10 protein-coding genes and 1 riboswitch are annotated in these 11629 nt (G+C 46.1%); of the genes, 6 read left to right on the top strand and 4 right to left on the bottom strand.

Features of this window, described 5'->3' with window-relative positions:
- Window positions 1–121 precede the first annotated feature (121 nt).
- The 3 genes from MHB49_RS16370 to MHB49_RS16360 all read right to left on the bottom strand — a co-directional run bounded on the left by MHB49_RS16370 (window position 122) and on the right by MHB49_RS16360 (window position 4154).
- Complete coding sequence (locus MHB49_RS16370) at window positions 122–1561, bottom strand: amino acid permease (protein WP_405156902.1); 1440 nt, start codon at window positions 1559–1561, stop codon at window positions 122–124.
- A gap of 457 nt (window positions 1562–2018) precedes the next feature.
- A complete protein-coding gene (locus tag MHB49_RS16365) occupies window positions 2019–3395 on the bottom strand; it encodes an amidohydrolase family protein (RefSeq protein ID WP_405157152.1) in 1377 nt (458 codons plus the stop codon).
- 198 nt (window positions 3396–3593) lie between these two features.
- Window positions 3594–4154, bottom strand: a complete 561-nt coding sequence (locus MHB49_RS16360) for a CGNR zinc finger domain-containing protein (RefSeq protein ID WP_405156901.1) — start codon at window positions 4152–4154, stop codon at window positions 3594–3596.
- Between the two features lie 137 nt (window positions 4155–4291).
- Between MHB49_RS16360 and MHB49_RS16355 the strand changes: the two genes are divergently transcribed.
- The 6 genes from MHB49_RS16355 to MHB49_RS16330 all read left to right on the top strand — a co-directional run bounded on the left by MHB49_RS16355 (window position 4292) and on the right by MHB49_RS16330 (window position 10117).
- Complete coding sequence (locus MHB49_RS16355) at window positions 4292–4789, top strand: DinB family protein (protein WP_405156900.1); 498 nt, start codon at window positions 4292–4294, stop codon at window positions 4787–4789.
- 82 nt (window positions 4790–4871) lie between these two features.
- A riboswitch (FMN riboswitch) is annotated at window positions 4872–5023 on the top strand.
- Window positions 5024–5170: 147 nt separating this feature from the next.
- The gene (locus MHB49_RS16350; protein ID WP_405156899.1) at window positions 5171–6151 is read left to right on the top strand and encodes a DMT family transporter; all 981 of its coding nucleotides are present in this window, start codon (window positions 5171–5173) and stop codon (window positions 6149–6151) included.
- Window positions 6152–6291: 140 nt separating this feature from the next.
- A complete protein-coding gene (locus tag MHB49_RS16345; protein ID WP_405156898.1) occupies window positions 6292–7797 on the top strand; it encodes an amidase in 1506 nt (501 codons plus the stop codon).
- Window positions 7798–7909: 112 nt separating this feature from the next.
- A complete protein-coding gene (locus MHB49_RS16340; RefSeq protein ID WP_405156897.1) occupies window positions 7910–8533 on the top strand; it encodes a DUF1989 domain-containing protein in 624 nt (207 codons plus the stop codon).
- 113 nt (window positions 8534–8646) lie between these two features.
- The gene (locus MHB49_RS16335) at window positions 8647–9273 is read left to right on the top strand and encodes a LysE family transporter (protein WP_405156896.1); all 627 of its coding nucleotides are present in this window, start codon (window positions 8647–8649) and stop codon (window positions 9271–9273) included.
- A gap of 82 nt (window positions 9274–9355) precedes the next feature.
- Complete coding sequence (locus MHB49_RS16330; protein ID WP_405156895.1) at window positions 9356–10117, top strand: YqcI/YcgG family protein; 762 nt, start codon at window positions 9356–9358, stop codon at window positions 10115–10117.
- Window positions 10118–10195: 78 nt separating this feature from the next.
- Here the strand turns inward: MHB49_RS16330 and MHB49_RS16325 are convergent, their stop codons facing one another.
- Window positions 10196–11542: an amino acid permease gene (locus MHB49_RS16325; RefSeq protein WP_405156894.1), complete on the bottom strand. Its 1347-nt coding sequence runs from the start codon at window positions 11540–11542 to the stop codon at window positions 10196–10198.
- Window positions 11543–11629 lie beyond the last annotated feature (87 nt).

Raw genomic sequence — 11629 nt, 5'->3', positions numbered from 1 at the left:
CCATACCACATCGCTTTAACGACGCAGTATGAGACAATGTAATTTACTTACTTTACATATAAACCCAGTTAATTTAATACCTAAACACGATGTCTCTACAAATAGGTTTAAGTTATGACATCTACTTTTTCTTTGTTGTTTGGAACGTGTCCGATATACGCCGTGCCGGGTTCAAATGACTGTGATGGCGACCGTAGGCGAAGTAGATGATCAAACCAATAATTAACCAGCCAAAGAACGTAATCCAGGTCAGAGCCGCGAGACGTGTCATGAGATACATACAGCCGACAGCGCTAAGAATAGGAATCCATGGAACGAAAGGTACACGGAATCCCCTTTTCAGTTCCGGATTGTTCTTACGCAATATGATAATACCCAGACTCACAACTGCAAAAGCAAACAGTGTTCCGATGTTAGTCAACTCCGCCAGATGGCCAAGTGAGATAAAACCCGAGAATAACGCAACGATGATCCCAGCTACCCAAGTTCCCGCAGCAGGCGTTTGGCTTTTGCCACTGACTTTGGAGAATACCGGAGACAATAGACCATCCCGTGACATGGAATAAAGCAAACGCGTCTGACCATACATCATGACAAGTAACACAGTGGTAATCCCTGTAATTGCCCCAAGCGAAACAATCCAGGACAGTCCTTTCAATTGTACAAATTCAAACGCAAAGGCTACCGGATCACTCACATTCAACATGTGATAAGGTACAATCCCTGTCAAGATCAACGATACAACAATGTAAAGAACGGTACAGATCGCTAGAGATGAAATAATACCGATTGGCAAATCCCGTTGAGGACGTTTCACTTCTTCCGCAGCCGTTGAGACCGCATCGAAACCGATGTAAGCAAAAAATACCGTTGCCGCCCCTGCGGTTACCCCTGAGATCCCAAACGGAAGAAATGGCTGCCAATTATCCGGCTGCACATAGAACACACCCACACCGATAAAAATCAGTACTACGATAATTTTAATCGCTACCATAATTCCGTTGGCACGAGCAGCCTCTTTCACTCCACGGGTGAGCAGGAATGTAATGATTAACGTAATCATTGCTGCGGTGATGTCAAAATAGGTTCCTTTTTCCGGACTAAATGCACTAGTGAGCGCATGGGGTAACTGCAATCCGAATCCGGACAATAACGTTTGAAAATACCCTGACCAACCGCTGGCCACAGCCGCACTCGCAAATCCATATTCCAGAATAAGATCCCAACCCAGAATCCAGGCAATGACTTCTCCAAAAGCAGTATAGCTATATGTATACGCACTTCCTGAAGCAGGCACACTGGATGCAAACTCCGAGTAACACAATGCAGCGAAGGCGCAGATCATACCTGCCAGCAGAAAAGACAGTACCAAACCGGGACCTGCATATGTTGCAGCAGCAACGCCTGTTAATACAAAGATACCCGTACCGATGATTGCACCTACCCCGAGGGTCATCAGATCAAGCGGCCCCAGAGCTCGTTTCAATATGTTGCTTTCGTTATCTCCGGTGGCAATCGGCTTTTTCCTAAATAGGGAAGATCGATTCTGGTTTTGATTCATACACAGTTTCCTCTCGTATCAAAAATGATGAATGTGTCTCTTTGATTCAGACATTCTAGTCCGTTACATCTGTTCTATGAAAAAGACCTTTGTTCTATCTTACAGACCAACTATAAAAATCTATCGATTTCTACACTTTGTCGCGTTGCTTTGTTAAATTTATTTTGGCAAGATAGTATATTTTGTGCGTTCGCGAGGAAAATTATCATGATCTGTTGGACAGGGACGAATATGAAAATCGATTTAAAAGAAAACTGCGTATAATTTATATTATGCGCAGTTTTCTAGAGGCTTTTTTCTTTAACAAAACATCACAAACTCGTTGTTACATGCAACTATGAAAAAACTGTGCTTTTTTTTCTCTTTTTGCGGTTTATTCCTTGTTCTCCTGTCATCTTACACGATAATCAAGTACGCCAAAGAGCCACATACCCGTATGCGGCCCCTATCATCAAACTTATGAAAATACAATTCGCTCTGCATCCGACATCTGATATTGGGATAACAGATATTCTTTGCTGGCCAAAGCCTTCCGACGTACCTCACTCAGATCGATATGCAGCAGTTTACCTTCGCGCTTCACCGGCCGACCTGCTACAAACACAGTGTCCACATTGGATGGATTGGCAAACTGAACAACCGCTCCCACCGGATCATGCACCGGAAACAAGTTAAGGTCAGTGGTTCGAATCATAATCAGATCTGCTTCTTTACCTGGAGTAAGCGTGCCAATCTTCTGCTCCAGTCCCAGAGCCTTCGCTCCGGCAGAAGTTGCAAATCTCAGCACTTGACTGGATTGCAGATTAAGCTCCCCAGGCATTTCACCCTGCAGCAAGAGTTGTTCATTTCCCCTGGAACGCTCGGCCTGAAGTGCAAATTTCATCTGGGAGAACATATCGCCACCCGTTGAAGTTACAACGTCAACTCCAAGGGTTGGCGTTCCGCCATTTTCAAGAAAGTAACCCGTTGCCGGGTACCCATGACCCATCATCATCTCCACTTCGGGTGTGACGGAGAGTGAAGCGCCGCTATCGGCCAACATTTTATATTCATCCGTATCCATCGTATTTCCATGCACAACGTTCAGACGTGGGCTGAGCAAACCAGCCTCATACATTTTGCTTATCGAACGATCTACAGATCCCCAGCTTCCAAAGCCAACATGCATTGAACATAGCGCATCCAGCTCGTGCGCAAGCTGAATTTCCTTCACTGTGGTATCCCAATGGCTGAACTCCGGACCACGAATAGCAAGGCCGAACGTAAGCAGCTGATCCTGTGAGGAAAAATACTGTTCCTTGACTCTTCTCACATCATTCGAATACGTTAGCTGGCTTTCTCTGTTCCAGTAGGGCGTCTCACCCGGTACACCATAAGCGAAAACCGATCGAATACCCGCATCCTGAAGTCCGTGAATGAGTTCATCCGTGTGCTCAGCTGAATACGGCATACTCCAGTCAAGCACCGTGGTCACTCCTGCATTAAGCGCTTCCAAAGAACCCAGCAAATTGGCGATATAGCTGTCTTGTGGCCGGAGTTTACTTCCCATCGCTCCATAATAGAGATTTTGCAGATAGACCGGCAATGACCAGTTGGTTCCCGCTGTTTTGACGAGCGACTCCCATACATGCCGGTGCGTATCTACGAATCCAGGGAGTATGATCATCTCCGACGCATCAATCACTTCCGCTTCAATACAACTCAGATCGGGCTGGATGGCAGCAATAATAGAATCCTCAATGAGAACGTCCGCCTTCTTAAACTGTCCCACCGACGAATCCATAGACAATACACAACCATTTTTCAGTAGATAACTTGTCCCCACAAGACACATCTCCAATCATTGTTTTTTGTTGGATATACGCTTGAATCCCGGATGTTAATCTCTGACTGAATATCTGCTGAAATATATTAAGTATATAACCATTATATAGAAACGTGTGGGAACATTCAATTTTGGTTTGCATCATTTCATTTGGATATTTTCCTGTCTATCGCAAGTTCAGCAAATTACATATTCTGTGCTTACACCTTACTCTTCCTGCTGATCCCTCTTCCGTTTTGCCCGAAACCTTCTTACCTTCATCAGATTACCGCACATCTTGTCATCACAATATCTCTGGGTACGACTGCGCGTGTCATCATAAAAAAACCATCGGCAATCCGAATTATCACAGATCCGAATCCTTCCTGCATCCCCTTCCACCACCGTGACAGCAAAATCAGCTGCAACCTCAGCCATAACCTGCTTCCATTGAGTTCCTGTAGAAATAAGTGAAAGTTTCAGTCCCTCATCTCCAGCGTGCAGTCTTCTGATGACCTGACCTTCCTCCATTATGGCGTTGAGCCAATCTTGGTCTCTGTCGGATAATGGGTTTCCAGCCGCTAAACGTGTTGCAAGAGCCTGTAATTCATTTCTGAAATCTCTCAAGGCTTTTTCTTCTTCAGAAGAAGCGGGTACAGGAGCGTGCATCTGCCATTGTTTAATAAATCCTTGCTGCCATGCACCTTTGCCAAGCCTGTCCTCCGAACGATCTCCACCACGCCAGTCATGATAATCACTGTTCACAAAATCAGTCCATAGTCTATCCATATGTGCCTCCGCTAAGTTGTAACTATCTAAAATGAAAAAAGATAGTTACAACCATTCATGTTTGGGTTATATTTATTGTAACCATATTTAAGCACTTTAGCTAGTTACCATGAATTTATTTTAGGGAGGAAAAATCAATGACTACAACACCAAAAGAGTTATTGCTCATTCAGAAAGATGATACCTGGGATCAATGTAACTGGATTGTGCCTTTATCCAAGGCACTCGAAGGACTGACTGCTGAACAGGCAGCCTGGGTTCCATCATCCGGTGGATTAAGCATCTGGCAGTTGGTCAACCATATGTATTATTACAATCAGCGCTTGTTGAGTCGTATTCAGGGCAAAACACACTCCGGTACACCTGCCGAAAATAATGAATCCACCTTCGGAGATCCGGGCGACCCTTCTGATACCACTGGCTGGAGTATACTTATGCAAAATACAACACAATTAGCCGGACAGCTTCGAGATCAGCTTGCTTCATTAGAAGAATCTGATCTTGAAGCCTCTTACATGAATACGGATGAAAAATGGGCACATGCACTTGCCCGCTGGGTACTCCACGATGCGTATCATGCAGGCCAGATTGTATTGCTACGCAGACAACAAGGAAGCTGGAATATCATATTCTAAAAAAAAACTTGAACTGCTAGCGCTTACAGGAATAAGATGGACTTATTAATGTTACAGCTTGTTCAAACATACTATAATTGAATAGGATCTTCGGGGTAGGGTGCAATTCCCAACCGGCGGTGATGTTCTTCGGAACTAGCCCGCGACTCGCTGTTTGACCCGATGTAGGGATTCAGCGACTGACTTGGTGTGACTCCAAGGCCGACGGTACAGTCCGGATGAGAGAAGATCAACACATTAACATGCCGTTACGGAAAGGCTTCTTTCCGTATGACGACATGTCAATGATTGAGCCCCCGTTTATTTGGTGTACACCAAAACGGGGGCTTTTGTCGATTTTGCCAACTGAAGATTCCGTGTTCTGACGAAGGAGTCCTGAATATGGAAAAGACCCAACATGCATCAATAGTTTACCGCAAGGAACGAAGTAATACCGGATTCTGGCTAGTCGTGCTCGGCGCCGCCCTTTGGGGTGTAGATCCACTGTTCCGTATTATTTTGCTCAAAACGATGACCTCCACTCAGATTGTACTGGTGGAACATATTATTGTCAGTCTTGTAGCGATTCCCGTGTTATGGAAGTTCCGGGCCGATCTGAAAAACCTGCGTGCACGCCACTGGATTGCCGTGATCTTTATCTCTTGGGGAGGATCTGCCCTTGCCACGGTTTTGTTCACCCTGGCACTTACGCATAACGATCCCAACACCGTCTTGTTATTGCAAAAGATGCAGCCGCTATTTGCGATTGTACTGGCTAAGCTGCTGCTGAAAGAAACATTGCCTCGCCGCTTCAGTGGACTGTTTATCATTGCACTTGCAGGAACATACCTGCTTACGTTCGGATTTACCCTTCCCCTTGGCAACTGGGACAATTGGGTCCATGCAGGCAGCCTGTTATCGCTGGGTGCAGCTGCCTTGTGGGGCGGTTCAACGGTTATGGGGCGGCTGATGCTGGGGCAAACCCGTTATGAAACGGTCACCTCTCTGCGCTTTGTCGTAGCCTTGCCGCTGCTGATCTTTATGACGTGGAACGAAGGCGCTGCTTGGACATTCCCTTCCGCTACAGGTGAACAGGCGGCTGTAGCACTTAATATTCTGGGTCAGGCTTTACTGCCAGGGTTACTGAGTCTTCTGTTATATTACAAAGGGCTCTCTTCAACCAAGGCCTCAGTTGCAACACTCGCAGAACTGAGCTTCCCGATGGCCGGTGTACTGGTAAACTGGATTGCATTCCGTACATTAATTACCTGGGAGCAGCTGGTGGGCTTCATCCTTATCTGGATTGCCCTGTTCGCCATCTCCAAACAACAGGAACGATTAGCGAGTCCGGCAGACGCTGCACCAAAGCTTCGTACGGATTGAATTTTATATATGACACAAAACAAATCAATTAAGGCACTGTACATCCATCGTGATGTACAGTGCTTTTGTCTTTTCACTATTCCGGTGGTACGATGACTATGGAATAGTAGATCAAGTTAATTTAGAGAGGAACGATTATCATGTCTTCATCTTCATCATTTTCATATACATCTTACGATGCCATAGGTTTGGCTGAATTGGTTCGCGCTCGAGAAATATCCCCTGTCGAGTTACTGGAAGCAGCGTATGCTCGCCTGGAAGAAGTGAATCCACAGCTCAATGCAGTCATTCGTACATATGAAACACGTGCACGTCAGGAAGCGGCTATGGTTCGCCCTGGAGAGCAGCCCTTTGCTGGCGTGCCCTTGCTCTTAAAAGATATCTCCCAGTCTCTGGAGGGGGAAATTCTCACCTCGGGTTCACGTCTTCTCCGCGACCATCAAGCACAGCGGAATTCCAATTTCGTTTCCCGTCTGCTCGATGCAGGCTTCATTATCATCGGACATACCAATACGCCGGAATTCGGTCTGAAAAATATTACGGAGCCCCGTCTTCACGGCCCAAGTCGTAATCCATGGAATACCAGTCACTCGCCAGGTGGTTCAAGCGGAGGTGCCGCAGCCGCTGTAGCCTCGGGTATTGTCCCCCTTGCGGGAGCCAGTGACGGTGGCGGTTCAATCCGAATCCCTGCTTCCTTCAGTGGAATATTTGGACTTAAGCCTACACGTGGTCGGACACCCGTTGGACCGGGGGTTGGTCGTCAGTGGCAGGGTGCATCGATTGATTTTGCCCTATCTCGCTCCGTTCGCGACAGCGCTGCGTTACTGGACACATTACAAATCATTCAACCCGAAGCTGCGTTCCATGCTCCCCTCTTTCCGGGAAGCTACCTGGCTGATATGAACTATCCTCATCAACGCAAACTGAGAGTTGCATATACAACAGTTTCGCCTGTAGGTACACCTGTAAGTGATGAAGCCAAGGAAGCAGTATACAAGACGGTGCGTTGGCTGGAAAAACAAGGTCACGAAGTCGAAGAAAAGCTCAGTCCGGTGAATGGTGTCAAATTGATGGAAAACTATTACATGATGAACAGCGGCGAAATGGCGGCGATGATCTCTTCCATGGAACGTTCTATGGGCAGAGCATTAACATCTGATGATATGGAGATCGAGTCCTGGGTTCTGGCTGAAGCCGGCAAAAAAGTGTCCGCTGCCGAATTCGTACATAGTTTGGCCGAATGGGATGTTGCCGCAGCCCAAATGTCCACATTGTTTGAACGATATGATTTTTATGTCACACCTGTCAATGCTTTTCCAGCACCCAAAATCGGCGAATTAACGCCTCACGATGAACAGATTCAGCATCTGATGCATATTAGCGAATTGGACAAGATCCAGCAGCAGCAGTTGATTTATGAGATGTTTGAACCAAGTCTTACATACACTCCGTTCACTCAGCTCGCGAATCTGACGGGTCAACCAGCCATGAGTGTTCCTGTGCATCTGACTCCTGAAGGTCTGCCCATGGGTGTACAGATTATGGCAACGAAAGGTCATGAGGACTGGTTGCTTCATCTGGCTGGTCAGCTGGAAACATCCGAACTTTGGGTCGGCATGAAGGGTAATCCACTGTTTCCATTATAAAAACAGAATACAACCTACATCATTTTCAATGTGAGCCGTATGTTTGCCAAAGTGCATGAAAGCCATGTCAGCTCCGCATACTGAAAGCAAAAACAGCGGAGGAGTGTGACGAATGAATATGAATACAACGGAACGCCATAAGCAGTCTGTTCGTATCCCGGCCAAAACGGGTTATGCCGTTAAGGTAAATAAAGGTTCATTAATTCGGGTGACCGATTTGGAGGGGCAGCAGGTCGTTGATTTTGTTGCATATGATGCTCAAAATGCCAATAATCGACTAGATCCAGGTGTAACGATGGACGTTTTGCGCTCCTACCGGATCAAACCAGGACAATCCGTGTATTCCAATCAATATCAACCGTTGCTTAAAATCGTTCGTGACACGGTTGGTGTCCATGATTTCTTCAACTCCGCCTGTCGTCCGGAAATGTATGAAGTTTTATATGATAAAAAGGATCATGCCAGCTGTTATCATAACCTAAATCAGGCTCTGGAACCGTTCGGAATCTTACCTCCAGATCAGCATTATCCGTTTAATCTGTTTATGAAATCCGTTGTAGATGATCTGGGCAAGATTGATGTCGTAGCTCCAGACTCGCGCGCTGGCGATTATGTGGAAATGGAGGCATTAATCGATTTGGTTATCGGTCTATCAGCTTGCCCTTGTGAAGAAAGCTCTTGTAATGGATACCATTGCACAGCCATCCAGCTGGATGTAGAGTCCATAATAGATTAAGCGACATACCGCCTGTTCTAATTTGCTCCAGACGGGAATACGATGACTTGTACCCCCTATATGTATGACTTACAGGTACGATTCGTCGAGCCCGTTAAGGAGTGAACGCGTATATGTCTGTACTGTTCAGTTATATTATTCTGGGAATCTCACTATCCGCTCCAATCGGTCCAATTAATGCCGCTCAGTTGGATCGGGGAGCCCGCCACGGGTTCATACATGCCTGGATTTTGGGACTTGGAGCCATGTTTGCCGATTTGGTATACATGCTTCTGATTTATTTTGGTGTCGCTCATTTTCTGGACACGCCTTTCATGCGCTCTTTCCTTTGGTCTTTTGGCAGCTTCATTCTGGTGTATACCGGTGTGGAAACTCTGTCCAAGTTAAAAAACGGCATCCAGACCTCTTCAACAGCAGAAGCAAGGGTTAGAAAATCCTTTGTCTACGGCTTTCTCATGGCTCTGTCCAATCCGCTGAATATTTTATTCTGGCTCGGTATTTACGGCTCTATTCTTGCTACAACCGTGAAGCATACCGATTCCGCTCATTTGCTGCTATACAGTTCTGGTATTTTCATAGGAATCTTTGTGTGGGACGTCATCATGGCTGGCATGGCCAGTCGATTTCATAAACACAGCAACGAAACCGTTCTGCGCTGGATCTCCATCATCTCAGGAATCTGCCTGATCGGTTTTGGCTTATATTTTGGGTTCGAAGCTGTACGTTCCATATTTTTCTGACATCAAACTACACCGGACAGTCACCCAACGCCTTCCGCATTAATACGTTAACGGTATCATGTGGAATGGAGTTGGGAAATTCATGGCAGAGCTGTACAGTGCCGATGAAATAAATGCATCATTCAAAGGTCTGCCCGAATGGCAGCAGGACGCGTATTCAGAGTTTGCCAATATGATTGCAGATGAGGGGAATACGTATCCTTGTGTACCTGGACGGATAGGGTTTCTCTCCGGTCATTTGAGATACGGATTCACAAGTGATCCGCGTACACAAGCTTCTTCTGAAGACATGGCAGAAATACTTAGACAATATGGGCCCGTTTCCCGGGATACCGGACAATATGCTTCTTTGGTTGTTATTTGCGAGACACCGGATGACTTGAGAAACAACACAACCGTGGAGCAGTATCAGTCCTTGTTCTGGGAGATGCTCAACAGGGTAAGCTCACTCGATACCGCTTCCTGGCCTGAACATATTTCGATTGATCCGCATGACGCCACATGGGAGTTTTGCTTTGGCGGAGAGCCTTACTTTTGTTTCTGCGCCACCCCCGCGCACGAGCATAGAGCCAGCCGGCATTTTCCTTATCTTATGTTTGCTTTTCAACCACGGTGGGTGTTTGAAGCTATTAATGACAGCACACCTCTTGGCCGCAAAATGAAAACCCTGATTCGCAAACGCTTGGCAGCCTATGATGCCGTGCCGGCTCACCCTTCGCTCATGTGGTATGGTCAGCAGGATAATCTGGAATGGAAACAATATTTCCTGCCCGATGACGAGCAAATCCCTTCCAAATGTCCCTTCATGCGAATGAAGCAAGCCAATAGCAAATTGACGAAATAACTGGACGAGAGACTTCAGCTAAGAAACTCAAGAACTCAGCATACTATCCCAACACCTATGGAGTAGCGACCCACAAGTTCAGGATTTTGACGGTTCGGTGGATGGTGAAGGCTGCGGTTTTCGTACTTTGTTTACAATGTACGTAATCATGGCAATCAATATAACAAGACCTATACTGGCCAGCAGACCTCTTCTGCTGGCTTTTTCCATGGCCGTCCCAGATACTGCTGCAATTATAAGAACCATGGCAGTCCATACTTTGATACGATTCCATTTGGTAGGCTTCATTTTCTTGATATACGTGATGCAAATCAGAAGCCAGGTATACATTAATACCAAGCTGCCTGCGGTAGTTACATATTCAAATAGACTCTTGGGCATCCATAAAGCCAGAAGAGTTGAAACGATTAATCCGGCCGCAGTGCATCCTAATGCACACAGGGGCATGTTCTTTTTTCCCCATGTCTTCGTAAACATCTTGGGCGCATCTCCGTCTTCACCCAGTTTAACCAACATGGACGTAATCGCATAGATTGACGCAACCATCGTGGAGAATCCGGCTATAATCAAAATTCCGTTGAGAATATGAACCACGACCGTCAATCCAATCGATGACATCGCTTTGACGAGAGGACTTTCATCCGGTGTTAATTTAGCAGTGGGGACCAGTAACAGGATCAAGGCAATCGCTACAACATACAATGTACTGACAGTTAATAACATCACTCTACCTGATTTCACTGCATCCTTAGGTTCTTTTAGTTTAGCAGCCATTAAACCCATGACCTCAATCCCAGCAAATGCAAAAAAGGCATAAATAAACGCATTCCACACGCCTTTTATTTTGTGAGGGAACCATTCATTGGTTATGTTCTGTGGGGTAATCTCCACATCTAACCAGCCCAGGCAAGCCGCTGCTGCAATCGCAATAAAAGCAACCGTCGCAGCTAACTTGATCACAGCAAGCACATTTTCCGTTTGGGTTAATCCTTTGGCTCCCAATGCGGCGATGAATAATCCAATGCATGCATACACCGCTACAAACGCCCATAATGGAAGCTTGGGAAACCAAAATTGAGAAAACAATCCGAGAGCCGTTAATGAACTTCCCATAATCAGCATTTCGGAAGACCAATACATCCAGCCACTTCCAAAGCCGGCCCAGGGACCGAACGCTTCACCGGCATAGGTTCGAAAAGCCCCTTCCTTCGGATCATCTGCCGTCATCTGAGCCAAAGCTCCAAATACAAAATAAGTCCCTGCCGCAGCCAGCACCAAAAGTACAAGCACCGATAAACCGGCCCAATGAATCGCCAAACTTGTTCCAAGGAAAAATCCCGTTCCCAACGTACATCCCGCTCCAAATAATGAAAGACTAATCCAGCTCAGCTTCTCTTCTGCTTTTTGATGCATATGACTTTTCATATGTATCCCCCTTCATGCGTACCCCATTACGGTTTACATATGATGGAGGTTTTATGTCATTAGAGTAAAAAGAAAAAAATTGATAGG

Origin of the sequence: Paenibacillus sp. FSL K6-0108, assembly GCF_045040695.1 — a bacterium.
Lineage (GTDB): Bacteria > Bacillota > Bacilli > Paenibacillales > Paenibacillaceae > Paenibacillus > Paenibacillus pabuli_B.
Note: the sequence above shows the minus strand (reverse complement) of the source record. Positions and strands in the feature narration are given on the sequence as shown.

What these genes read in the sequence shown, in the direction of transcription:
- MHB49_RS16370 (WP_405156902.1), bottom strand. Translation starts at nt 1,561, where the DNA reads ATGAATCAAAACCAGAATCGATCTTCCCTATTTAGGAAAAAGCCGATT.
- MHB49_RS16345 (WP_405156898.1), top strand. Translation starts at nt 6,292, where the DNA reads ATGTCTTCATCTTCATCATTTTCATATACATCTTACGATGCCATAGGT.
- MHB49_RS16340 (WP_405156897.1), top strand. Translation starts at nt 7,910, where the DNA reads ATGAATATGAATACAACGGAACGCCATAAGCAGTCTGTTCGTATCCCG.
- MHB49_RS16355 (WP_405156900.1), top strand. Translation starts at nt 4,292, where the DNA reads ATGACTACAACACCAAAAGAGTTATTGCTCATTCAGAAAGATGATACC.
- MHB49_RS16330 (WP_405156895.1), top strand. Translation starts at nt 9,356, where the DNA reads ATGGCAGAGCTGTACAGTGCCGATGAAATAAATGCATCATTCAAAGGT.
- MHB49_RS16350 (WP_405156899.1), top strand. Translation starts at nt 5,171, where the DNA reads ATGGAAAAGACCCAACATGCATCAATAGTTTACCGCAAGGAACGAAGT.
- MHB49_RS16335 (WP_405156896.1), top strand. Translation starts at nt 8,647, where the DNA reads ATGTCTGTACTGTTCAGTTATATTATTCTGGGAATCTCACTATCCGCT.
- MHB49_RS16360 (WP_405156901.1), bottom strand. Translation starts at nt 4,154, where the DNA reads ATGGATAGACTATGGACTGATTTTGTGAACAGTGATTATCATGACTGG.
- MHB49_RS16365 (WP_405157152.1), bottom strand. Translation starts at nt 3,395, where the DNA reads ATGTGTCTTGTGGGGACAAGTTATCTACTGAAAAATGGTTGTGTATTG.
- MHB49_RS16325 (WP_405156894.1), bottom strand. Translation starts at nt 11,542, where the DNA reads ATGAAAAGTCATATGCATCAAAAAGCAGAAGAGAAGCTGAGCTGGATT.